Origin of the sequence: Xanthomonas sp. CFBP 8151 (assembly GCF_011761885.1) — a bacterium.
GTDB classification, from domain to species: domain Bacteria; phylum Pseudomonadota; class Gammaproteobacteria; order Xanthomonadales; family Xanthomonadaceae; genus Xanthomonas; species Xanthomonas arboricola_B.
Window position 1 is genome coordinate 157,055 of the sequence record NZ_JAASQZ010000003.1, and the last position, 23,925, is coordinate 180,979.

The 23,925-nt window shown below is 66.3% G+C and carries 19 protein-coding genes; 5 read left to right on the plus strand and 14 right to left on the minus strand.

The genetic code is table 11. From position 1 onward, the window contains the following. Window positions 1–241: 241 nt before the first annotated feature. Entirely contained in the window at window positions 242–631 is a 390-nt protein-coding gene (locus FHT08_RS14865) for a VOC family protein (protein ID WP_104538137.1), read from the minus strand. 305 nt (window positions 632–936) lie between these two features. Between FHT08_RS14865 and mmuP the strand changes: the two genes are divergently transcribed. After that, window positions 937–2,334, plus strand: a complete 1,398-nt coding sequence (gene mmuP / locus FHT08_RS14870; RefSeq protein WP_104538136.1) for an S-methylmethionine permease — start codon at window positions 937–939, stop codon at window positions 2,332–2,334. After that, window positions 2,331–3,293, plus strand: a complete 963-nt coding sequence (gene mmuM, locus FHT08_RS14875) for a homocysteine S-methyltransferase (protein WP_166775552.1) — start codon at window positions 2,331–2,333, stop codon at window positions 3,291–3,293. The genes mmuP and mmuM overlap by 4 nt, the downstream gene beginning before the upstream one ends. A gap of 6 nt (window positions 3,294–3,299) precedes the next feature. On the opposite strand, the gene FHT08_RS14880 is transcribed toward mmuM, so the two are convergent. Beyond that, a complete protein-coding gene (locus FHT08_RS14880) occupies window positions 3,300–5,240 on the minus strand; it encodes a DUF885 family protein (protein ID WP_166775553.1) in 1,941 nt (646 codons plus the stop codon). Between the two features lie 190 nt (window positions 5,241–5,430). Between FHT08_RS14880 and FHT08_RS14885 the strand changes: the two genes are divergently transcribed. Beyond that, complete coding sequence (locus FHT08_RS14885; protein WP_166775554.1) at window positions 5,431–6,264, plus strand: AraC family transcriptional regulator; 834 nt, start codon at window positions 5,431–5,433, stop codon at window positions 6,262–6,264. On the opposite strand, the gene FHT08_RS14890 is transcribed toward FHT08_RS14885, so the two are convergent. The 3 genes from FHT08_RS14890 to FHT08_RS14900 all read right to left on the minus strand — a co-directional run bounded on the left by FHT08_RS14890 (window position 6,228) and on the right by FHT08_RS14900 (window position 8,500). Then, a complete protein-coding gene (locus FHT08_RS14890) occupies window positions 6,228–6,830 on the minus strand; it encodes a LysE family translocator (RefSeq protein ID WP_166775555.1) in 603 nt (200 codons plus the stop codon). The genes FHT08_RS14885 and FHT08_RS14890 overlap by 37 nt on opposite strands. A 214-nt stretch (window positions 6,831–7,044) precedes the next feature. Continuing rightward, window positions 7,045–7,821, minus strand: a complete 777-nt coding sequence (locus tag FHT08_RS14895; RefSeq protein WP_166775556.1) for a queuosine precursor transporter — start codon at window positions 7,819–7,821, stop codon at window positions 7,045–7,047. A 4-nt stretch (window positions 7,822–7,825) separates the two neighbouring features. After that, window positions 7,826–8,500: a DUF502 domain-containing protein gene (locus FHT08_RS14900; RefSeq protein ID WP_104538809.1), complete on the minus strand. Its 675-nt coding sequence runs from the start codon at window positions 8,498–8,500 to the stop codon at window positions 7,826–7,828. Window positions 8,501–8,654: 154 nt separating this feature from the next. On the opposite strand from FHT08_RS14900, the gene FHT08_RS14905 reads away from it, so the two are divergent. Then, window positions 8,655–10,013: a hypothetical protein gene (locus FHT08_RS14905; RefSeq protein ID WP_166775557.1), complete on the plus strand. Its 1,359-nt coding sequence runs from the start codon at window positions 8,655–8,657 to the stop codon at window positions 10,011–10,013. A gap of 128 nt (window positions 10,014–10,141) precedes the next feature. Here FHT08_RS14905 and FHT08_RS14910 read toward each other — a convergent pair whose 3' ends face one another. The 3 genes from FHT08_RS14910 to FHT08_RS14920 all read right to left on the minus strand — a co-directional run bounded on the left by FHT08_RS14910 (window position 10,142) and on the right by FHT08_RS14920 (window position 14,581). Further along, window positions 10,142–11,701: an alginate export family protein gene (locus tag FHT08_RS14910; RefSeq protein ID WP_166775893.1), complete on the minus strand. Its 1,560-nt coding sequence runs from the start codon at window positions 11,699–11,701 to the stop codon at window positions 10,142–10,144. Between the two features lie 480 nt (window positions 11,702–12,181). Further along, window positions 12,182–13,489: a polyhydroxyalkanoate depolymerase gene (locus FHT08_RS14915; RefSeq protein ID WP_166775558.1), complete on the minus strand. Its 1,308-nt coding sequence runs from the start codon at window positions 13,487–13,489 to the stop codon at window positions 12,182–12,184. A gap of 489 nt (window positions 13,490–13,978) precedes the next feature. Continuing rightward, on the minus strand, window positions 13,979–14,581 hold the full coding sequence (locus FHT08_RS14920) for a class I SAM-dependent methyltransferase (RefSeq protein WP_166775559.1): 603 nt from the start codon (window positions 14,579–14,581) through the stop codon (window positions 13,979–13,981). Between the two features lie 74 nt (window positions 14,582–14,655). On the opposite strand from FHT08_RS14920, the gene FHT08_RS14925 reads away from it, so the two are divergent. Beyond that, window positions 14,656–15,102, plus strand: coding sequence for a CopD family protein (locus tag FHT08_RS14925; RefSeq protein ID WP_104538129.1), 447 nt, complete (start codon window positions 14,656–14,658; stop codon window positions 15,100–15,102). Window positions 15,103–15,250: 148 nt separating this feature from the next. On the opposite strand, the gene FHT08_RS14930 is transcribed toward FHT08_RS14925, so the two are convergent. The 6 genes from FHT08_RS14930 to lpxA form a co-directional block, all read right to left on the minus strand. Further along, window positions 15,251–16,210, minus strand: coding sequence for an acetyl-CoA carboxylase carboxyltransferase subunit alpha (locus tag FHT08_RS14930; protein WP_104538128.1), 960 nt, complete (start codon window positions 16,208–16,210; stop codon window positions 15,251–15,253). A gap of 81 nt (window positions 16,211–16,291) precedes the next feature. Continuing rightward, complete coding sequence (locus FHT08_RS14935; RefSeq protein WP_104538127.1) at window positions 16,292–17,155, minus strand: hypothetical protein; 864 nt, start codon at window positions 17,153–17,155, stop codon at window positions 16,292–16,294. Window positions 17,156–17,211: 56 nt separating this feature from the next. Then, entirely contained in the window at window positions 17,212–20,799 is a 3,588-nt protein-coding gene (gene dnaE / locus FHT08_RS14940) for a DNA polymerase III subunit alpha (protein ID WP_166775560.1), read from the minus strand. Between the two features lie 282 nt (window positions 20,800–21,081). After that, entirely contained in the window at window positions 21,082–21,777 is a 696-nt protein-coding gene (locus FHT08_RS14945) for a ribonuclease HII (protein ID WP_166775561.1), read from the minus strand. A gap of 26 nt (window positions 21,778–21,803) precedes the next feature. Further along, a complete protein-coding gene (lpxB, locus tag FHT08_RS14950; RefSeq protein ID WP_166775562.1) occupies window positions 21,804–23,123 on the minus strand; it encodes a lipid-A-disaccharide synthase in 1,320 nt (439 codons plus the stop codon). Then, entirely contained in the window at window positions 23,120–23,911 is a 792-nt protein-coding gene (gene lpxA / locus FHT08_RS14955; protein ID WP_104538123.1) for an acyl-ACP--UDP-N-acetylglucosamine O-acyltransferase, read from the minus strand. Before lpxA ends, lpxB begins: the two co-directional genes overlap by 4 nt. Window positions 23,912–23,925: the final 14 nt, after the last annotated feature.

The following is a 23,925-nucleotide window of genomic DNA, read 5'->3' on the forward strand; positions in this document are numbered from 1 at the left end:
CGGCCTGACCGGAATGTATACCGTGGAGTATGGTGGCGGAAAGATGCAGCGTTCAATTGGAGGGCGCGCAATGAGGCCACGAGCTGTGTGCGTCCGTGCCTCCGGTGACTGCAGCGGGTGACAGCGGCCGAATACTGCCGATCTTGAGGTCCGCATCGACAGCCCCTGCATGCCGCGCGGATCGCTTTCAACCTGCCTCAGGCCTGTCGTCGACAGGCGTCGATGCTCCACAGGTCTTGGCCTAACCCACTTCGTACAACTCCAGCGGCAGGTCATCCGGGTCGGCGAAGAAGGTGAAGCGGAGGCCGGTGTACTCGTCGATGCGGATGTCTTCGGTGGCCACGCCGTGCGCAGTGAGATGCGCCACGGCCGCGTCCAGATCCTCGACGCGGAAGGCGAGATGGCGCAGGCCGCGCGCTTCCGGGCGGCTGGGGCGCAGCGGTGCGGCGGGAAACGAGAACAGCTCGATCTGGCCGCCATCGGGCAATGCCAGGTCCAGCTTCCAGGAATCGCGCGCCTGCCGGTAATGCTCATCGAGCACCCGCAGGCCCAGGATGTCGCAGTAGAACCGTTTGGACACCGCGTAGTCGCCGGCGATGATCGCCACGTGGTGGATGCCGGCGAGCTTCATGCGGCACCTCGCAAGCGCTGCGGCATCTGCTGCGACGCGCCGAAACTGTCGGCGAGCGCCGATGCGTGGCGCGCAGCGGCGGTGCTACGCGGTGCGCGTGTGGGCAACACCGCGCTGGTCGAGCAATACGTCTTCGCATGCATGGGTGGTTGCAGGGCGTGCGGCATGGCGACCTTCCGGATGAGCAGCACGCAAGCATACCCGCGGGTCGTTGCACGCCGGTGCACCGTCACGGCTAGTCATCGCATGGCTGCGCTCGCCTGGCTGCGCATGGCAGGATGCGTTGCCACCGATCAGACACGCCGATGCCCGAGCCGTCGTCCACCGCCGCACCGCAGTTCCAGCGCAGCATGCAGGTGCGCCATCTGGTGATGTTGTCGCTGGGCGGCGTGATCGGCACCGGGTTGTTCTTCAACACGGGTTACATCATCGCCAGCACCGGCGCGCTCGGCACGGTGATCGCCTATCTGATCGGCGCGCTGGTGGTGTACCTGGTGATGCAGTGCCTGGGCGAGTTGGCGGTGGCGATGCCGCAGACCGGCGCCTTCCATGTGTATGCCGCGCGGTATCTCGGCCCGGCCACCGGGTACGTGGTGGCGTGGTTGTACTGGCTGACCTGGACGGTGGCGCTGGGCTCGAGCCTGACCGCGGCGGCGTTCTGCATGCAGTACTGGTTTCCGCACACACCGGCATGGCCGTGGTGCCTGTTGTTCTGCGCGCTGATCTTCGGCTTGAACACGGTGTCGGCGCGCTGGTTTGCCGAAGGCGAATTCTGGTTCTCGCTGATCAAGGTGATCACGATTGTGCTGTTCATCGTGCTTGGCGGGGCGGCGGTGATCGGCGTGCTGCCGTTGGCCGATGGGTCGCCGGCACCCGGACTGCGCCACCTGCGCGCCGACGGCTGGTTCGCGCAAGGCACGCTGCCGATCCTGATGACGATGGTGGCAGTGAACTTCGCCTTCTCCGGCACCGAGTTGATCGGTGTGGCCGCTGGCGAAACCGCGCAGCCGGCGCGTGCGATTCCGCTGGCGATCCGCACCACGCTGGTGCGGCTGGTGGTGCTGTTCGTCGGCACCGTGCTGGTGCTGGCCGCGTTGCTGCCGGCCGAGCAGGCAGCCGTGGACACCAGCCCGTTCGTGCGCGCGTTCGCGTTGCTGGGCATCCCGTATGCGGCCGATGTGTTGAATGCGGTGATCCTGACCGCGATCCTGTCGGCGGCCAATTCCGGCCTGTATGCGGCCGCGCGCATGCTGTGGTCGCTGGCCAACGAAGGCACGCTGCCGGCGCGGCTGGCACGCCTGACCCGTCGCGGCATCCCGTTGCCGGCCTTGGTACTGAGCATGTTGGGCGGCCTGTTGGCGCTGCTCACCGGCGTCTACGCGGCAGACACCGTGTTCGTGGCGATTTCGACGGTGTCCGGCTTTGCGGTGGTGGTGGTGTGGTTGAGCATCTGCGCCTCGCACTATCGTTTCCGTCGCCAGTTGCTGCGCGATGGCATCGCGCCGGAGAGCCTGGCCTATCGCGCGCCGTGGTATCCGTGGACACCGCTACTGGGTTTTGCACTCTGTCTGCTGGCCTGCATCGGGCTGGCATTCGATCCGCAGCAGCGCATTGCGCTGTGGTGCGGCATCCCGTTTGTGGCGCTGTGCTACGGCGCCTACGCACTCACCCAATGGCTTGCGAGCAGGAGGCAACCCGCATGACGATTCTTCCGCGCCAGCCGCGCGCCGGTGCGCCTTTCAGCCAGGCGCTGCAGCATGACGGCTACGTGCTGCTGGATGGCGCGCTCGCCACCGAACTGGAGCAGCGCGGCTGCAATCTCAACGATGCGCTGTGGTCGGCGCGCGTGCTGATGGAGCAGCCGGAGCTGATCTATCAGGTGCATCGCGACTATTTCGCTGCCGGCGCGCAGTGCGCCATCACCGCCAGCTACCAGGCCACGCCGCTGGGCTTTGCCGCGCGCGGGCTGGACCTGGCGCAATCGCAGGCGCTGATCGCACGCAGCGTGGCCCTGGCCGCGCAGGCGCGTGCCGATCATTTGCAGACGCGACCGCAGGACGCGCCGTTATGGGTGGCCGGGTCGGTCGGGCCGTATGGCGCGTACCTGGCCGATGGCTCGGAATACCGCGGCGATTACGCCCTGCCGCTGGCGCAACTGTTGGACTTCCATCGCCCGCGCATCGCCGCGTTGGCCGAGGCGGGGGTGGATGTGCTGGCCTGCGAGACGCTGCCGTCGGCCAACGAGATCGCCGCGCTGCGCCTGCTGCTGGAGGAATTTCCGCACCTGCATGCGTGGTTTTCGTTCACCTTGTGCGATGCGGCGCACTTGAGCGATGGCACCGCGCTGACGCAAGTCGTGCCTGCGCTGGATGCCTGCGCGCAGGTGATCGCGGTGGGTGTCAACTGCATCGCGCTGGATCAGGTCACCGCCGCGTTGCAGACGCTGTCAGCGCTGACGGCACTGCCGCTGGTGGTGTATCCCAATTCTGGCGAGCACTACGATGCCGACGCGAAACAGTGGCACGCCGGCAGCACGGTCGCATGCACCCTGGCCGATCAGCATGCGCAGTGGCTGGCGGCCGGCGCGCGGCTGATCGGCGGTTGCTGCCGCACCACACCGCGCGATATCGCCGCGCTGGCGCGCGCGCGGGTGGCAGGCTGAGCGGGGTCAGCCCTTCTGCGTGGCGATCCAGCGCTGGATCTTGTCCTGCAGGATATCCAACGGCACCGAGCCGTCCTTGAGCACTTCGGTGTGGAAGGCGCGCACATCGAAGCGCGGGCCCAGTTCGCGTTGCGCCTGCTCGCGCAACTGCGCGATCTTCATCTCGCCGACCTTGTAAGACAGCGCCTGGCCGGGGATGGCCATGTAGCGGTCCACCTCGGCCTCGGCATCGGTCCGGGTCATGGCCGAGTTGTCGAGCATGTAGTCGATCGCCTGCGTGCGGGTCCAGCCCTTGCTGTGCAGGCCGGTGTCGGTGACCAGGCGAATCGAGCGCCACAACGCATTCTGCAGATAGCCGTAGTAGTTGTACGGGTCCTGATACAGGCCCAGGTCGCGGCCCAGCGATTCGGCATACAGCCCCCAGCCCTCGATATACGCGGTCTCCCCGCCCAGGCGGCGGAACTTGGGCAGGTCGGTCAGCCGCTGCTGCAGCCCGAGCTGGAAGTGATGGCCGGGGATGGCCTCGTGCAGATACAGGCTCTCGGTCTCCCAGGTCTTGCGCGCGTCCAGGTCGGAGGTGTTGACGTAGAACACGCCCGGTGTGCTGCCGTCGCCGCTGGGGCGCATGTACGAGCCGCTGGCGGCCGACTGCGCACGCTGCGGTTCCACCACGCGTACTTCCAGGGCCGGCATGCCCTGGACATCGAACAGGCGCGGCACCGCAGTTTGCACGCGTCCCTGCAGGCCACGGTAATAGCCCAGCAATTCGGTCTCGCTGCGGAACGCGAAGCGCCTGTCGGTCTGCATGAACTTGTAGAACTTGGGCAGGTTGCCGCGGAACCTGACCTGCTTGGCCAGCGCGGTGATCTCTGCCTGCAGGCGCGCGACCTCGCTCAGACCGATCTGATGGATCTGCTCCGGAGTCAGGTCGGAGGTAGTACTCTGGCGCACGTCGTAGGCGTACCAGGCCGCGCCATTGGGCAGCGCGGTCAGGCCGTCGGTGTCACGGCAGGCCGGCAGGTACTCGGTGGCGATGAAGCCGCGCAAGGCCCGGTACGCCGGCATGATCCGCACTTCGATCAGCCGCTTGTACTCGGCGGTGATGCGCTGCTTGTCGGCCTCGGGCATGTCTGCCGGCAGATTGCGTACCGGGCCCCAGAACAGGCTGTCTTCGGCATTGCGCGCGATGATCGCGTCCAGCTGCGGCAGCACCTTCTGCATCAGCACCTTCGGCTGCACCACGCCGGCCTGCATGCCGGCCCGCATGTTGGTGATGGCCTGGTCGAACAGGTCCGGGATGCCCACAGCGCGCCGCGACCAGTTGTCGTAGTCCTTGACCGTCTTGAACGGCTGCGCGCCGGTGCCCGAGCCCAGCACCACCGCGATGCTGGCGATGTTGTAGAACTGGTTGATCGGCAGCATCCAGCTGGGGAACTGCTCGGCCGCCAGTGCGCTGCGCGCATCGCGCACGAAGATCTGGTAGCTCAGCAGGTCCTGCCCGCTCAGGCCGTCCGGCCCCAGCGCTTCGGCCTTGCCCAGCCACAGCACGGTGAAGTCGTGCGACTGCTGCCGGAACGCCGGCGACAGGAAGTTGGGCAACTGGTCGTTGTAACGGGTCTCGCCCTGGAAGGTGGCCTGCAGCGGGTTGAGCTTGAGCGAGGCATCCCAGTACTGGTCGTAGAGCAGGTTGAGCTGCTGCGCCTTGGTCAGCACCACCGGTGCGGTCACTGCACGCGGCCTGGGCTTGGCGGCCTTGCCACCCTTGGCGGCCTTGGTGGTCTTGGCCGCCGGCTTGGCGGTCTTCTTGCCCTTGCTCGCCTTCGCGCGCGTTTGCGTGGTCTGTGCCTTGCCGGTTTTCTTCTTGGCCGCATCGGCGGGCGCTGCCACTGACAGGCTCAGCACGGCGGCCAGGGCCAGGGACAGCAGGCGGGAAAAGCTGAGGGGCATTACCGGCTCCGGGAACAAGCGAGCGGGGAGCTTGCCCGATCCGCACCGTTCCGGCCACCCATCCGGCGCACGGGGGGCGCCTGGAATTCATGAAGTCCGCTGCGCACGCCTGCAGCACGCAGGCATGTTGCAGTGCGATAGGCTTGCGCATATGCCAAGGGATGAATCGACATGCGGGACGCAGCTGCCCGTGCAGGGTGGGCAGGGTTTCTGGCGCGATCCGGCGTTGCCCTTCGTCGAACTGCGCCAGGTGGTCAACAGCCGCAGCCTGTGTTACGCCGCGCATACGCACGAGCAATGGTCGGTGGGCGCGGTCGACCGCGGGCTTGCGCGTTATCGCAATGGACGCATGAAGGCGCAGGTGGGGGCGCGGTCGCTGACCCTGATCAACCCGGGCGATGTGCATGCCTGCAATCCGGATCAGCAGCAGGACTGGTCGTTCCGCATGCTGTATCTGGACGTGGCGTGGCTGCGCGAACAACAGCGTGCACTCGGCCTGGCCGCCAATGCGGATGTGCACATGCTGGCAGCGCCGTTGTGCCAGACCCCGGCGGCCTATGCCGCTTTCGAGCGCATGCATGCCGTGTTGACCGATGGCCATGCCGATGCGCTTGCGCGCGAGAGCGCGTTGATCGCGTTCGTGGCGCGGCTGCATCTGCATGTGGAGCCGCTCAGTCGTGCGCTTGCGGTCGATATCGGGCCGATGCAGCGGGTGGCCGAGTATCTGCAGACCCATCATGCACGTGCGGTATCGCTGCGCGAGCTGTGCACGCTGGCGGGGATGCCGGCGCCGCGATTGATTCGCGGCTTTCGTCAGGCGCACGGACTGACCCCGCATGCGTATCTGCTGGATTGCCGTTTCCAGCGTGCACGCGAGGCCTTGCGGCGCGGCGGTGACATTGCCGAGGTCGCCTATGCGCATGGCTACGCCGACCAGGCGCACCTGCAGCGCAGCTTCAAACGTGCCTGGGCGGTGACGCCAGGGCGTTACCGCAATGCCGTGCCCCATTCCAGCAACAGATAGGCCGCGCTCAGCACCAGCAGCGCGGCCAGCACCCGGTTCAACCGCCGCAGCTGCCTTGGCACCTGCACGTGCCGCCGCAGCACGGCGCCGGCCAGCAACCAGCACCCCAGCGAGGGATAGCAGATCAGCGCATACAACGCCGCAAACCCCGCCAGTTGCGTGGTGCCTGCCGTCGCATACAGGGCAACGCCGGAGGACGCCGCCAACCAGGCCTTGGGGTTGAGCCATTGCATCGCCGCACCGGTCCAGAACGAGGCAGCCGGGCGCGCCCCGCCCGTCTTGATGACGCCATCGTCGCGCAGCAGGCGCCAGGCCATGTAGAGCAGAAACGCCACCTCTGCCAGATGCAGTGCACGGCCGAGCAGCGGCCAGCGCAGCAGCACCTGCTGCAGTCCCATGCCAACCAACAGCAGCAGCGCGACGAAGCCGACGGTGGCGCCGATCACGTGGCCGTGCCCGGCACGCACGCCGGCGCTGGCGCCAGTGCTCAGCGCGACCAGGTTGACCGGCCCGGGCGAAATCGAGCACACCAGCGCGAAGCTGGCCATTGCGACAAGATGGTCCATAACGCGGAATCCGTAGCGGGGCGCAACAGCATGGCCAGCGGTCGCAGCGACGGATTGAACAAAATTTCGATGGGCGGTCGCTGCGGGCGTTGCGTGATCGGCAAACGCGGTGAGCGGTCGTCAGGCAGGCGACATGCAGGACCGATGAGGCCGAGTGGAAGCCACGGGCGCCGGCCCTCGTCTGGCAGCGCTGCGGCCGGCAGGTTTTGCGTTGTCAGCCGGCGGCGGCTTCTTCGCGCAGTTGCTCGGCGCGCTCGGCGCCCAGATATGCGCCGATGGCGCGGCGCGCCAGATACAGCAGCGGGATCAGCGCGATCGCAAAGCCCATCTTGTAGACGTAGTTGAGCGTGCTCACCGCCAGAAACTGGTCGATGGACCAGTGCTGCGGGCCGAGCACGAAGGCGATGTAGATCACCACGAAGCTGTCTACCAATTGCGACACCGCCGTGGAGCCGGTGGCGCGCAGCCATACGTGCTTTTCGCCGGTGGCGCGGCGGATGCGGTGGAACACCGACACATCGATCAACTGGCCGAACAGGAAGGCCACCAGCGAGCCGCCGATCGTCCACAGCCCCTGGCCGAACACCGCTGCAAAGGCGGCCTGGTAGTCCGGCACGCCCTGGCTCTGCGCCGCAGTGACCCACCAACCTGCCGGCGCCAATGCGATGGCGGCGAACGCAAACACGAAGCCGTAGCCGATCAGCGCCACCGCCACCCACGAGATGAAACGCACCCCGCGGCTGCCGAAGAACTCGTTGATGGTGTCGGTCATGATGAACACCACCGGCCACAACAAGGTGCCGGCGGTGAAGCTGAGCGAGCCGGTCTGCCCGAACAGGTTCCAGTTCAACGGCGCGATGCCGAGCGTGTCTTCCAGCGCGAAGATCTTGACCCCGATGAACTCGGCCAATGCCGCGTTGACGCAAAAGAACGCGGCCAGCGCAATGAACAGGCGAACCGCACGATCGTCGAGGGTACGCAGCTGCGTCACGGGCTCAGCGATCCGCCGTGCGAGTGAAGGGAACCGATTCGGGCGCCACTGCGCCGCCGGAGATGATGAAGCTCATGGCCTGGTCCACGCTCCAGTCTGTGGGCGTGAGCAGTTCCACCGGCACGATCTCCAGATAGCCGGAGGTCGGGTTGGGCGTGGTCGGCACATACACCGCCGCCAGCTCGCGGCCGGTGCCCTGTTCCTTGATCACCCGCGTGACTAGGCCGACCGACTTCATGTCCCGATGCGGGAAGTCGATCAGCACCACGCGCTGGGTGCTGCCGGGCTGGGTCTGCAGGATGTCGAGCAATTTGCGCGCGCTGTCGTACACCACGCTCGCCAATGGAATGCGCCGCATGATCGCCTCGAACCAGCGCAGCAGGCGCTGACCGATCACGCGCCGGCTCAGGATGCCGACGAACAGGATCGCGCCCACGGTGGCGATCAGCGCGATGGTGTTCTGCACCCACAGCGCCTTGATCCAGCCCAGATAGTCGGGGAACGAGGCGGCGATGCGCTCGGACAACGGCACCACCCACGGGCTGCTGATACCCGACAACAGCGAGAATACGAACTTCACCACCACCCAGGTCAACCAGACCGGCAGCAGGGTGAGCAAACCGGTCAGAAAGACGCGTTGCAGGGAAGGGCGAGTGGATGGAGTGGGGGATTCGGACATACGCGCATTGTAGGCTTCGGCCGCGTCCGGTGCAGGCGCGCAGCGCGCCTTGTTCGCCGGGGAGGCGGCAAGTGCGCATCGACGCCATGCCACTCGCGGCTCTGTCCGGGCCGCTCTAAGATGGCGCAGCTCATCCACGGACGGTTGCCCCCGCATGCTCGCCAAATTCCTCAAGTCGGCCCTGCTGGGCCTATGCATCCTGATCGCCCTGCTGGCGGCCCTGTACGCGATCTCCGCGCGCTGGCCGATTCCCGATGCGCAGCGCCAGGCGTTGGCGCAGATCGATCAACCACCAGTTGCACCGCCGGCAGGCTCGAATCTATTTGCTGCACTCTGGTTGCTGCCGTATGCCGTGCCGGCTACCGAACAGGACGTCGTGATGGCACGCGATCTGCAGCGGTTTGCGAACGTCACGACTGCGGCCGGTTTTGTCAGCGACGCAGCGCGCTATCCGCGCACGCCGCGGTGGCCAGCCGCCGCGCCACCCAAGTGCAACTGGTCCACCCCAGACTGCCTGGACAAGGTGCGCGCTCAACCCCAAGCCTATGCCGATGCGCTGATGTCACAGGCACCGCTGCTGCAGCGCGCCGCTACGCTGTCATCGCATGCTTACTACCGCAATCTGTTTCCGACCCGTGCCGACACACCGCTGCCGGAGTTGCAGGGGTTGAGTTTGCCGATGACTCAGCACGCGCTGGACTTCGTCCAGGGCCGCCAGCAGGCTGCGTTGTCCGGCGTGTGTGCGGACGCACAGGTGGCGCGCGTGCTGCTGCGCGGTCAGGACACACTGATCGCGACGATGATCGGGGCAGCCATGTTGCGCGGTAACGCCGAGTTGTTCACCGGCATGCTGAGCGAGCTGCCGTCCACCCAGCCGTTACCTGCGCATTGCCAAGCGGCATTTGCGCCGTTGACGATAGATGAGACCAGCCTGTGTGGGGGGCTACGCGGCGAAGCACGCTTGGTCAGCGCCAATTACCGCGCGGTCGTCGAAGCCGGCAGCGAGCAGCTGCGCTGGTACGACAGGTTGGTACCGCCGCTGCTGGACGTTGAACGAACCCGTGCACTGACCGCGCCGTATTACACCTGGGCCTGTCACACCGACGTGCGCACGCAGCTGGCGCAGGACCGCAAGGTGCCCACCAGTGCCATACCTGCCGCGCCAACAGTGACCTTCGCCTGCGTCGCAAACGCAATAGGCTGCGTGTTCGCCGACGTGGAGCATATGGATAGCGCGCAGTATCAATGGCAGTTGCAGGATCTGGCCGCGACAACGCGGCTGACCTCCGCAGTGCTGTGGCTACGTGCGCATCCCGCCGAGCAACAGACGCTGGCGCAGCGCTTGGATCAACTGCCCGCCACGCTGATCCGACCAGGGCGCGACATCACCGCGGGCGAAGATGGAAAGACGCTAGAGCTGCCGCGTTACGCGCGCAGCGATCACGCCAACCTGCAGATGCCATTGGCGGCAAGCCAGGTGGCACAGACAGCGGCGATGCAGGGCAAGCCGTGACACCTGCGGCTGCAGAAGTGGACACCAGTGCAGGCAAGCACGCGTCGCTGATTGCATAACGGACAACGCCACCCAGGAACGGATTCCGGGTGGCGTTGTCAGTCACCACGTCAGCGTGATGCCCCTGCTTAGAACCGGAAGTTCAACCAGCCCATCACGAAGGTCGAATCGCCGTAACCGGCCTTTTCGAGCGCAGGCCCGGCCATCAGGTGTTCGGCGCGGAAGGTCACCGACCAGTTCGGGTCGATGTTCCAGGTGGCATTGATGCGCGGCATGGTGCCGATGCGGCGCTCGCCGGTGCTCTGCGTGCGGGCGTAGGCGCGTGCCTGGTTGTTGTAGATCGCATCGCTGGTGGTCTGCCGCCACAAGGTTTCCCATTCCAGGTTCACGGTGATCTTGGAGGTGGGCGAGAAGGTGAACGTGGGCGCGGCAGTGACCAGGTTGACCGGGCCGAAGAACGTCGCCCAGCTGAAGTAGATCGTATTGCCGTACAGGAAGTTGTTGTTGCGCAGCGTGCCGGTGCCGGAGGTGCCACCGCCGCCGGAAGCGATTTCGCTATGGAAGCCCAGGCGCGGTTTCCAGCCCGATTCGCTCAGCGACCAGGCGTTGGAGGTGCTGGCCATGTAGGCACGCAGATCGCGCCCGCCGTAGCTGCCGCGCTGCACGGTCACGAACGAGTCGGTACGCAGCTTGCCCACATTGCCCCACAGGCGCAGGCCGTAATAGTTGCGGTTTTCTTCGGCGGTCTGCCGGCCCCAGACCTGATTGTCGTTGCGGAACTGGTAGAAGAACGGCTCCAGATACATCGGCTTGGCGGTCGGCATGCGATAGCCGCCGACCACGCCGCGGAAATGCCGCGAGCGGTCGATGCGATCGTCGCCCAGGCCTTCGGTGCCATCCAGGTTAAAGTTGAAATCGAACACGTCCACACGGGTCTTTTCGCCGATCGCCCAGGCGCGTACGCCGTTGAAGGTCACGAAGATATCGGTGTTGTCGCGCAATGCCATCAGCGTGGTGGGGCCATCGACAAACACCTGACGGCCGACACGCAGGCCCAGATCGGTATCTTTGATCCGTCCTTTCACATCGAAGAACACCTGCTGCAGGATTGCGTTGTTTTCCTGCGTGCCGGTCTTGGCACCTTCGTTGCGTCCATCCAGGCTGCCGTGCGCCAGTTCCGTGTACAGGCGGAAGTGCTCGCCGACATGGAAGTCGGCGCCGAAGAACGCGCGCAACAGATACTGCTGCTGCGAATGGCTGCCCGGAATCAAACCGGGGTTGGTGATGGTGTTGCTGCGCACGCGTAATTCGTTGCTGAGCGAGACATACACATCGCCCGACTCATTGAACGGAATGTACTTGAGCGGATCGAACGGGCTCTTGCGCTTGGACGGGTCCTTCAGATACGACCAGTCCTCGGCCCAACGCACCTGCCACATGTTGCCGCCCTGCTTGGCTCCCCAGCCCTGCGCCTCCAGCGGATAACCCTTTGCGGCGGCGGGCGCTGCAGGAACGGCAGGCGCAGCTTTCACCGGCTCCGGCTGGGCCCGCTTGGCAGTGACCGGCGCGGTCTGCACCTGCGCAAACGCCAGTCCCGGCAGTGATAACCCGATCGCCAAGCACAGGCGCCGGGTGGCACCAGAGGAAGTTACAGCCATGGCCGGCTGTGCCAAGCGTGCAAGTCGCATCATGTCGCCCTATCGAAAAAAGTGAGTCGTCTGGGCGAGTGGTATCGGCCCAGTGGGCAATGACTGTAGTGGAGCGCTGCGGCAAAGGGAGTAACCCAATGGTTCTAAGCACATGAGCGCGTTGATGAAGCCGGGAGTGGGGAATCGAGAATGGACGATCGGTAGAGCACGCTTGCTTGGCAGTGGGCCACTCTCAAAAAATGATTCGGCACACCGGCAATAAGGCCATCGGCGAACACATAAGGCTCTTACGCGGCATCCACGCCGCGTAAGGTCCCGCGACGGTGGGCGGGCAAGGACCAGTCGAGAGGGTCGATGCGCATGGTTTCAGGCAGTTCAACAAGGGCGACCGGCGAACTGTCTGGTGCGGCCGCCGCGCACGCGACCACGCAGTGGGCTGTCTTTACGCGAAACAAAAATCTGCGCATAAAAGAACGCCCCTCGATCGATTTCGATCAAGGGGCGTTTTTTGTCGGCCGATCAGGCGCGTTTTCCGCGCCTGCGGATCGGGGTGACGGTGGCGGGGTCGCGGCTGCCCACCGGGTCGGCATCGTAGCGAGCGATGAATTCGCGCACCTGCGGGTACACCACTTCGCGCCAGCGACGGCCGCTGAAGATGCCGTAGTGACCGGCACCTTCCACCACCAGATGACGACGATGCGCCGCATCGATCCCGGTGCACAGATCGTGTACCGCTTCGGTCTGGCCAAGGCCGGCGATATCGTCCAGTTCGCCTTCGATGCTGAGCAGTGCGGTATTGCGGATCGCCGACGGCTTGACCAGCTGGCCGTCCACTTTCCACTTGCCCTGCGGCAGCAGGAAGTCCTGGAACACCACGCGAATGGTATCCAGGTAGTACTCGGCCGGCATGTCGAGCACGGCATTGTATTCGTCGTAGAACTGCCGGTGCGCCTGCGCGTCCTGCAGGTCGCCCTTGACCAGGTCGGTGTAGAAATCCCAATGCGACATCACGTGCCGGTTGGGATTCATCGACAGGAAGCCGGCATGCTGCAAAAAGCCCGGATACACCTGCCGCCCATGGCCCGGATACGGGAACGGCACGGTGTGGATCAGGTTGTTCTGGAACCACTCGATGCCATTCTCGGTGGCCAGGTTGTTGACCTGGGTCGGGCTACGACGCGCATCGATCGGCCCGCCCATCATCACCAGCGAGCGCGGTGTGGGCTCATCGTTGGTGGCCATCAACGACACCGCCGCAAGCACCGGCACGGTGGGCTGACACACGCTGACCACATGCAGGCGCTCGGCGCCGATGTGACGGATGAACTCCTGGATGTAGCCGATGTAGTCCTCGAGCCGAAAGGCGCCGGCTTCCAGCGGCACCATGCGCGCGTCGACCCAGTCGGTGACATAGACCTTGTGGTTGCGCAGCAGGGTGCGCACGGTGTCGCGCAGCAGCGTGGCGTGGTGGCCGGACAACGGCGCCACCACCAGCACGGCAGGCTGCTGCTTCATCGTGCCGATCAGCTCGACATGGTCGCTGAAACGCTTGAAGCGCAGCAGACGGCAGAATGGCTTGCTCAGCACCTCGCGTTCGATGATCGGCAGCGAGTGACCGTCGACCTCGACATCGTCGAGTGCCCAGGCCGGCTTTTCGTATTCCTTGCCCAGGCGATGGAACAGCTCGTTGCTGGCCGCCATGCGTTCGGCACCGGGGAGCGAGGCCCACAGGCTATCGGGGTCGGAGAACATCTTGGCGTTCGCCTGGGCCTGATGCACCCAAGGGGCTAGCAGATTGCGGGTCAGCTCGTGCAATTGATAAAGCATTCCACCCATCCGTGCGGCTCTTTGCTGCCGCGCAGCATACCCCCTTTGGCGCATTTGCACCTTAATGGGGCTGCGGACGGTAGAGGCTGTCATACAACCTATGGCAGGCGTGAGCGCCTTGATTCGCCGCGATCTGGTTGCGGCTCTGGCGATCATCCGGATGGCTGCGCGAGCCGAAAGCGCGTATTCGTCGCAGAACCATACGGCCTGCTGGACGAGCCCTTCTCCTGGAGGGGAGGAAGAAGTGAGGTACGGGGCGCAGTCCAGTGCACTCAGCCTTCATCAGCGCTCAATCTCCATCAGGCTTCGCGCATACCCTCATCCGCCCCTGCGAGGCACCTTCTCCCGGCGGGAGAAGGGAGTGAATCCCTCTGCCCGCGAGGCGAGGGATGCGTGAAAACAAAGCCCCTCTCCTGCGGGAGAGGGGTTGGAGTGAGGGTACGCGGCGAAGCCATTCGTCGTGCGCGGCTCAACCGGGCCGCGTCCTGCTCAGCCGCGCTCCAGCGCAGACGCGTCATCGGCCAACTGCGGCGACAACCAGCAGTGCGAACCGAGTGCGGCAAACCCCACGCTGGCGAAGCGGCGCCGATACCAGCGCGCCGGCCGCGCCTGAAAACCATCGTGGTCGCCCTCGAAGGCGTCTTCCTCGGCGAAGGTCTCCAGAAATGCCACGCCCGCGCACATCTCGGCCAACCCTGGCAGGCCTTGGTTGAACTCGCGCGTGGGCACGTAATGCAGCACGTCCGAACAGATCAGCAGATCCACCGGCGCGCACGGGCGCAGCCAGGCGAAATCACCGAAGCGGGCAGGGTGGATCTGCCGGCTGCGTCCGTAACGCTGCACTGCATAGGCGCTGCTGTCGAAGCCCAGATAGCTGAGCTTGGGGCGTAGCGCCAACAACGGCGCGCGCCAGGCCGCCTCGCCGCAACCGATATCCAGCACGCTGCGGATCGGGCGCTCCAGGTAGTACTCGGCCTGGCTTACCGCCAGTGCGACCTTGCGTCGCAGGCGCGCAGGGTCGGCCAGTCCGGCATCCCGGTACCAGCGGCGGAAATAGTGGGCGTCGTACTGTTTGTTGTCGGGTTCGGACATGGACGTCAGGTGCTTTCACGTGAGCGGATAGGTGAAAATGCGGGCCATCCTACGCCAGCCAGCGAAGCCAGCACATGAGCCTGTATCTGTGGATCAAGACCTTCCATCTGTTGTTCGTCATTGCATGGATGGCGGCGGTGTTCTACCTGCCACGCATCCTGGTCAATATCGCCGAAGCCGGTGCCGAGCCGGCGGTGCGTACGCGGCTGGTGCTGATGGGGCGCCGCCTCTACACATTCGGCCACAGCATACTGGGGCTGGCGCTGCTGCTGGGCGCGGTGCTGTGGCAGGGCTATCGGGTGATTCCGGATTTCCCGACGATGGTGGCCGGTGGCTGGCTGCACGCAAAACTGTTTGCGGTGGCCTTGATCCTGGCGCATTACATCGTGGCCGGGCGCTGGCTGAAGGGCGTGGATCAGGGCCGCAGCCTGCCCAGCGGCCGCGCTTTGCGGCTGTTCAACGAAGTGCCGGTGGTGTTGCTGGTCGGGGTGATCTGGCTGGTGCTGGCCAAGCCGTTCTGAGGCTGGGATGTAGGGGTTGGTCGGGGCGGAGTACGGCAGGCGCCGCTTCGCATGCTGCCAGCGTAGCGCGGTGTGTCACCGGGGCCGTCGCTTTCGACGAATCCCCAATCCCAGCATCCGCAATCCAGGTGCGCCTACAGCGCGCCGATCAATTGCCTTCGTAAGCGCCGTAGCTGCGCAGGCGCTCGTAACGACGCTGCAGCAGGCCCTCGACCGGCAGCTTTTCCAGCGCTTCCAGCTCGTTGAGCAGTACGGCCTTCAGGCGCTTGCCCATCTGCGCGGGGTTGCGGTGCGCGCCGCCGGTGGGTTCGCGGATCACCTTGTCGACCAGACCAAGACCCTTCAGGCGCGTGGCGGTGATGCCGAGCTGCTCTGCGGCGTCCTTGGCCTTGTCGGCAGTTTTCCACAGGATCGAGGCGCACCCTTCCGGGGTAATGACCGAATAGGTGCCGTACTCCAGCATCAGGGTGCGGTCGCCCACGCCGATCGCCAGTGCGCCGCCGGAGCCGCCTTCGCCGATCACCGTGCAGATCACCGGCACCTTGAGCTCGGCCATCTCGATGAGGTTGCGGGCAATGGCCTCGGACTGACCGCGCGACTCGGCATCGATCCCGGGCCAGGCGCCGGCGGTATCGATGAAGGTCAGCAGCGGCAGGCGAAAGCGCTCGGCCAGCTTCATCAGCCGCAGCGCCTTGCGGTAGCCCTCCGGGCGCGGCATGCCGAAGTTGCGCTTGATCTTCTCTTTCGTGTCGCGACCCTTCTGGTGCCCGATTATCACCACCGGGCGGCCGTCGATGCGGCCCAGGCCACCGACGATCGCCTTGTCGTCGGCGAAGGCGCGGTCGCCGGCCAGCTCCTGGAATTCGTCGCAGATGGTGGCGATGTAGTCCAGCGTGTACGGGCGCTGCGGGTGGCGCGCCAGCTGCGAGATCTGCCACGAAGACAGGTCGCGGAAGATCTGTGCGGTGCGCACGCGCAGCTTGTCGCGCAGCGCACGCACCTCGGTGTCCACGTTGACTGCTGGACCGGTGCTGGCCTTGCGCAGTTCCTGGATCTTTGCTTCCAAATCGGCGATGGGTTGCTCGAAGTCGAGGTAGTTAGGATTCATGCAGTGGTGTCGTCAACGTAAGGCGGGGAGTGTAGCCGAATGCCGGGGTGCGGCCCGTACGCGTCCGTCCGGTCGCAGCGCTCAGCGCGACGGCACCAGCGCGGCGCTGCTCATGATCCGGCTGACGCCACCGACGAAGTCGTTCAGGCGTTTGTTCTCGATCACCGGCAGGCGCGATCCCAGGCTGGCGGTGGCATGGGTGAAATCTATCTGGGTACGCACGTACAGCTTGCGCAGGCGGCGCTGTTCGGCTGGGTCGGTCGCGTGCAGGTAGTCGTCCACCAGCTTGCGCAGCGGCCCGGCGTGCGCCTCGAACACCGGCGCCAGCGGCGGCAGCCGGGCGGCGTCCGGCGTCGGCGTGCGCGCCGGGGCGTGCCAGTCGGCCGGCCGCCGCGCGGCGACGTAGCCGGGCTCGCCCCGGGTGCTCTCGAAGTACGCCACGAACGCGTCTTCAGCGAAGATCTTGCGGAAGCGGCGGCCGCCGCTGCCGTCGACCTGGCCGCTGGCGGTCTCCGGGAACGGCGTGTGCACATCGAAATCCCAGTCCTTGGCGATGAACAGGTCATCGACCTGGCCGTAGCGGCCGGTCAGCTCCACGCCCTGCACCTGGACCTTGGCGTCGCCTTTGAATTCGACCGCCTGGGCGCGGTCGGTCCAGTAGACCTCGTCGACCAGGTAGTAGTCGGACAGGGTCGGGTTGACCAGTGCGCCGTCGTGGTCGGCGTAGACGATGAAGGGCACGCGCCCGAGCTGCGCGCTCTGCAGCGTATGCGCGCCCGGCGCCAGCTCCAGCGCCAGCTCCGCGTGCGCCGGGATGCGGTGGGCCTTTCCGTCCACCTGCAGCGCCAGCGGTTGCCCGGTCGGGTTGTCGAAGTGGAAGGTCTGCGGGCTCTTGCCGCAGGCGGCCAGCAGCAGCATGCACGAGAGCAGGAACGGAAAACGCATGTGACAGGACTCGATCGTTGCGGTGAAAACGGAGCGGGGCGGCGGCGGGTGGCGCGTCAGTTCGCCCACGGCGGGTTGTACTTGACCTTGAGCGTGCGCACCGCCGGGTCGGCGCGCAGGCCGTCGAGCAGTTGCTGGTCCAGGCGCACCGAGTGGCTGCCGTTGAGGTCGAGCATGCCGGCCACGCCGCCGGTGGAGGCGCGCAGCAGCAGGTCCAGGCGCAGGGGGGTCTTGCCGGGGCGGTGCTTGGCCAGCAAGGCGTCGATGCGTTTCCAGGCCTGCTTTTCGCGCAGATCCAGGCGCAGCGACAGGCGCTGCGCGTGGTCGGCGCAGATCTGTTCGTAGTCCCAGCATTGGCGGATGCGCAGGCTGTAGCCGCCGTTGAATTCGTCCTCGCGTAGGCCGCCCTTGACGATCAGGATGCGGTCGCGGGTGAGCAGATGCCCAAACTCGGCCATCGCGTCGGAGAACGCGCTACATTCGACCCGACCACGGCCGTCTTCGAGCTGCACGAACACCTGGCTGTCGCCCTTGCGCCGCACCCCGATCACCTGGCCGGCCAGGATCGCGCTGACTTCCGGGCGCCAGGCGCGTTTTTCGCCATCGCCGCCACCGCCGCCACGTTGTTGCGAGGCGAGGATCTTCTCCAGCGAGCCCAGGTCGCAGCCGACCAGTTCGCGCACTTCGTCGCGGTGCGGGTCGAACGGGTGACCGCTGAGATAGAAGCCCAGCGTTTCGCGCTCGCCGGTGAGCAACTGGCCCAGCGGCCACTCCTTGCCTTCGGGCAGGTCCAGACGCAACGCCGGCGCACTCGGGTCCGGGCCGCCGAACAGCGAGTTCTGGCCCGAGGCGCGCTCGCGTGCCAACTGCTCGGTGGCCTTGACCACTTCCGGCAGCTGCAGCATCAGCGAGGCGCGGTTCTTGCCCAGCCCGTCCATCGCCCCCGCGTTGATCATCGCTTCCAGCGTGCGCCGGTTGAGCTTGGCGGTGCCCACGCGCGTGCAGAAATCCAGCAACGTGGTGTAGGGGCCGCCGCGCTGGCGTTCTTCGACGATCGCCTCGCAGGCGCCCTGGCCGACGCCCTTGATCGCGCCCAGGCCGTACTGAATCGTGTCCGGGCTGGCGGCCTCGAACATGTAGGCCGACTCGTTGACGCGCGGCGGTTTGACGGTCAGGCCGAGATTGCGCACCTCATCGAGAAAGCCCACCACCTTGTCGGTGTTGTCCATGTCCGAGGACAGCGTCGCGGCCATGAATTCGGCCGGGTAATGCCGTTTCAGCCATGCGGTCTGGTAGCTGACCAGTGCGTAGGCGGCGGCGTGCGACTTGTTGAAGCCGTAGCCGGCGAACTTCTCCATCAGGTCGAAGATCTCGTCGGCCTTGGCCGCGCTCACCCCGCCCTTGGCCGCGCCCTCGCGGAAGATCTCGCGGTGCTTGGCCATCTCGGCCGGCACCTTCTTGCCCATCGCGCGGCGCAGCAGGTCGGCGCCGCCCAGCGAGTAGTCGCCGACGATCTGCGCCATCTGCATGACCTGCTCCTGGTACACCATGATGCCGTAGGTGTCCTTCAGGATGGCCTCGGTGCGCGGATCCGGGTAGACGATCTCCTGCTGGCCGTGTTTACGGGCGTTGAAGTCCGGGATCAGGTCCATCGGGCCGGGGCGGTACAGCGATACCAGCGCGATCAGGTCTTCGAAGCGGTCCGGGCGGGCGTCCTTGAGCAGGCGGCGCATGCCCGAGGATTCGAACTGGAACACCGCGCCGGTATTGCCCGAGGCGAACACGCCCTTATAGGTGGGCACGTCGTCGAGCGGAATGGCGGTGATGTCGACCGGGTCGATGCCGGCGCGCGCATGGCGCACGTTGATCGCCTTGACCGCCCAGTCGATGATGGTCAGCGTGCGCAGGCCGAGGAAGTCGAACTTCACCAGGCCGACCGCTTCAACATCGTCCTTGTCGAACTGGGTGACCTGATTCTTGCCGCGCCCGTCTTCGTCGTGTTCGGCGAACAGCGGGCAGAACTCGGAGAGCGGCTCCGGCGCGATCACCACGCCGCCGGCGTGCTTGCCGGCGTTGCGGGTGAGGTCTTCGAGCTGACGGGCCAGATCCATCAGGTCGCGCACGTCGTCTTCGACCTGATAGCGCTGGATCAGGTCTGGCGAGGCCATCTCCGAGTCTTTGCCTTCGCCCATCGCATCCTTGAGCGTGATGCCCAGGATGTTGGGAATCAGCTTGGCGACGCTGTCGACAAGACCGTAGCTGAAGCCGAGCACACGCCCTGCGTCGCGCACCACCGCCTTGGCCGCCATGGTGCCGTAGGTGATGATCTGGCTGACCCGTTCGCGCCCGTACTTGCGCGCCACGTAGTCGATCACCTCGTCGCGGCGATCCATGCAGAAGTCGATGTCGAAGTCGGGCATCGACACGCGTTCGGGATTGAGGAAGCGCTCGAACAGCAGGTTGTACGGCAGCGGATCCAGGTCGGTGATCTGCAGTGCCCACGCCACCAGCGAGCCGGCACCGGAACCGCGGCCCGGGCCGATCGGAATGCCCTGGTGCTTGCCCCACTGGATGAAGTCGGCCACGATCAGGAAGTAGCCGGGGAAGCCCATCTTGATGATGGTGTCCAGCTCGAATTCCAGCCGGTCGACATAGTCCTGGCGGGTCTTGCCGGGCGCGATCGGGTTCTTTTCCAGGCGCGCGGCCAGGCCATCGCGCGACTGGCTGCGGATCCAGCTGTCCAGCGTTTCGTCTTCGGGCACCGGGTAGGCGGGCAGGAAGTAGGTGCCCAGGCGCATCTCGATGTTGCAGCGCTGCGCCAGCGCCAGCGTGTTGTCGATCGCATCGGGCACGTCGGCGAACAGCGCGGCCATTTCGTCGCCGGACTTCAGGTACTGCTGGTCGCTGTACTCGCGCGGGCGTTTGGGATCGTCGAGCACGCGGCCCGAGGAAATGCATACACGCGCCTCGTGCGCATTGAAGTCGCTGGCGTACAGGAAGCGCACATCGTTGCTGGCCACCACCGGCAGGCCGCGCACACCCGCCGCATGCAGCGCGAACTGGTTGAAGCGTTCTTCGCCCTCGCGCCCGGTGCGGGTCAGTTCCAGGTGCAGGCCGTCGCCGAACACGCGCTGCCAGTCGGCCAGCTGCTGCTCGGCCAGGTCGGCGCGGCCTTCGCCGAACAGGCGTCCGGCCAGGCTGTCGCGCCCGGCCAGGGCGAACAGGTTGGCGTGGCCGCTCTGCAGCCACTCCGGATGGATCGCCACGCCGCCTTCGGGGCGGTGGCCTTCCATCCAGGCGCGGGTCAGCAGGCGCGACAGGCTCAGGTAGCCTTCGCGGTCGCGGCACAGCAGGGTCATGCGCCAGGGCGGCATGTCCGGGGTGGCGATCATCACGTCGGCGCCGGCGATCGGCTTGATGCCCACGCCTTCGGCGGCCTTGTAGAACTTGACCAGCGCGAACAGGTTGTTGAGGTCGGTGACTGCCAGTGCGGGCATGTCGAGCTCGACCGCCCGGCTCAGCAGGTTGGCCTGCTTGGCCTTTTTCGGGTCAGCCTGATCCGGTTTCTCGGGCACGCGGATGGTGGAATCCGCCAGCGAGAACTCGGTGTGGACGTGCAGATGGACGAAGCGGGAAGTGGACATGCGAGACCGGAATAATGCGTGGTCAGGGTAGCGAGCGTGGTCGGGTCGAACAAGGCTTGACAGCATCGGCGCAGGGCCGCGGCCAGCTGCCACGGGGGCTGGGCGGTGCGGCCGATTCAGGCTTCGGCTAGCTGCGTGCAGTGCAGCGGGGGCGATTGCGCGGATCGGGGGCACGTGGGGCTGCGCGTGCGGACTCGCTCGACGCCGTGGCCGAGCCGGTCGCATCCGCGCGCATGGATGCTTGCGCCATTACCGGGCTAGCTCGGCCTGAATTGCGGTCGCTCAGTCGGCCAGCAGCAGGTCATCGGCCGGCGCCGCGCAGGGCACATCCCACTGCGACTGCGACGCCTCCATTCCCAGCGCACGCCGCACCGGGGCGAAGCTGCGGCGGTGCTGCGGGCACGGCCCGTGGCTGCGCAGCGCGGCCAGATGCACCGGCGTGGCGTAGCCCTTGTGCTGGTCGAAGCGGTATTCGGGGTGTCGGGCGTGCAGCTCGTGCATCAGGCGGTCGCGGGTGACCTTGGCCACGATCGAGGCGGCCATGATGGCGCGATCGAGCGCGTCGCCGCCGATCAAGGCCTCGGCCGGGCAGGGCAGGCCCTTGGGCACCCGGTTGCCGTCGATGCGCGCGAACCCGGCCACATGCGCCACGCCTTCCACCGCACGCCGCATGCCCAGCATGGTCGCCTGGTAGATGTTGATGCGGTCGATCTCCTCGCTGTCGATCAGTACCACCGACCACGCCAGCGCCCGCTCGACGATGCGCGCGTACAACTGCTCGCGCCGCTGCGCGCTCAGCTGCTTGGAATCGTCCAGCCCGTTGATGCGCGGCTTGCTCGGGTCGAACACCACCGCCGCCACCGCCACCGGCCCGGCGAGCGGGCCGCGGCCGGCCTCGTCGACACCGGCGATCAACCGCGAATCGGGAATCGGGAATCGGGAATCGTGAAAAAGCGTGTCCTGCTTGGTCGGAGCCATAACGGTACCGTGGGAAGTCAAGCGCTTCACGACCCAGCTCCTGTCGATTCCCCACTCCCGATTCCCGATTCCAGCTGCGTCAGCAGCCCAGCCACCGCATCGGCCGCGCGCGCCGACGCGTCGCGGCGCAGTTGCGCGTGCAGGGCGAGATAGCGCGGTTGCAGGGCGGCGACTTTTTCCGGGTGCTTGAACCAGTCCAGCAGAGCCACGCACAGGCGTTCCGGCGTGCAGTCGTCCTGCATCAGCTCGGGGGCGAGGTCGTCGTTGGCCAGGATGTTGGGCAATGCGTAGCGGTTGACCTTGAGCAGGCCCAGCGTCTTGACGATGCGGTAGGTGAGCGGGGCGACCTTGTAGCCGACCACCATCGGGCGCTTGACCAGCATCGCCTCCAGCGTCGCGGTGCCCGACGCCAGCAGCACCACGTCGGCGGCCAGCATCGCGGTGCGCGCCTGGCCCTCGAGCAGGTGCGAACGCAGCACCGGCAGCGACGAACGCGACAACTGCTCGGCCAGCAGCTGCTTGCAGCCAGGATTGGCTGCCGGGACCAGCACGTGCAGGTTGGACAGGTGCTCGGACACCAGCCAGGCAGCCTGGAAGAACGTATCGCCGAGCTTGCTGATTTCGCCGTGCCGGCTGCCGGGCAACACCGCCAGCACGGTGCTGGAGGCGGACAGGCCCAGTTTGGCGCGCGCGGCCTCGCGATCGGCCTGGTAGGCGATGTCGTCGGCCATCGGGTGGCCGACAAACCGCGCATCGATGCCGTGCCTGGCGTAGATCGGCGGTTCCATCGGAAACAGGCACAGCACCAGGTCGGCGCTGGCGCCGATCTTCTCCGCACGCTTCTCGCGCCATGCCCACACCGACGGGCTGACGTAATGCACGGTGCGCACGCCACGCTGCTTGAGCCAGCGTTCGACCGACAGATTGAAATCGGGCGCGTCAATGCCGATGAACACGTCCGGCTTCCACGCCAGCACCCGCTCGCGGAAGGCGCGGCGCAGCTTCAGCAGCCGCGGCAGATGCTGCAGCACTTCGGTCAGCCCCATCACCGCCAGCTCGCTGGCATCGAACCAGGTCTGGCAGCCGGCAACACGCATCGCATCGCCACCGATGCCGACGAACTCGGCAGCCGGATAGCGGCGACGCAGCTGGTCGATCAACCCTGCACCCAGGATGTCGCCGGAGGCTTCGCCAGCGATCAGCGCGATGCGTGGGGCGCGCGTTTGCGCGCTGGGAATCGGCAATGGAGAATGGGGAATCGGAAGTGCTGGCGATGGGCCGGCGGCAGGCGCGTCAGCGTGCGCGCCTGCATCGATTCCCGATTCCCGATTCCCAATTTCCCTCATCGCAACAACGGCCTTTCCGCCGCCTCAATGAACGCGAGCAGCCCGCGCACGTCCTCGCTGCTCTTGGCCTGTTCGGCCAGCTGCAGCTTGGCTTCGGCCAGCGGCAGACCGGCGACGTACAGCGTGCGGTAGGCGCGCTTGATCGCGGTGATGCGCTCGGCATCGAAGCCGCGCCGCTTGAGCCCTTCGCTGTTGATGCCGCGCGGGCGGCCCAGCGATTCGCTGCCGACCATGGTGAACGGTGGGACGTCGCCGTTGGTCAGCGCACCCATGCCCAGGAAGGCATGCGCGCCGATCCGGCAGAACTGATGCGCACCGGCAAAGCCGCTGATGATCACGTAGTCGCCCACGCTGACATGGCCGGCCAGCGTGGTGTTGTTGGAAAACACGCAGTGGTTGCCGACATGGCAGTCGTGCGCCACGTGGGTGTAGGCCAGCATCCAGTTGTCGTCGCCGACCACGGTGATGCCGCCACCGCCGCCGGTGCCGCGATTGATGGTGACGAATTCGCGGATCACGTTGCCGTTGCCGATCACCAGCTCGGTGCGCTCGCCGGCGTATTTCTTGTCCTGCGGTTCGCCGCCGATCGCGGCGTGGCCGATGAAGCGGTTGTTGCGGCCGATGCGGGTCGGGCCGTGGATCGAGCAATGCGGCCCCACCTCGGTGCCCGCATCGATCTGCACATCGGCGCCGATCAACGAAAACGCGCCCACGCGCACATCGCTGGCCAGTTGCGCCGCCGGATCGATGACGGCGGTGGGATGAATCAAGGGTGCTTGATCACGCATCGTGTCTCACCTCC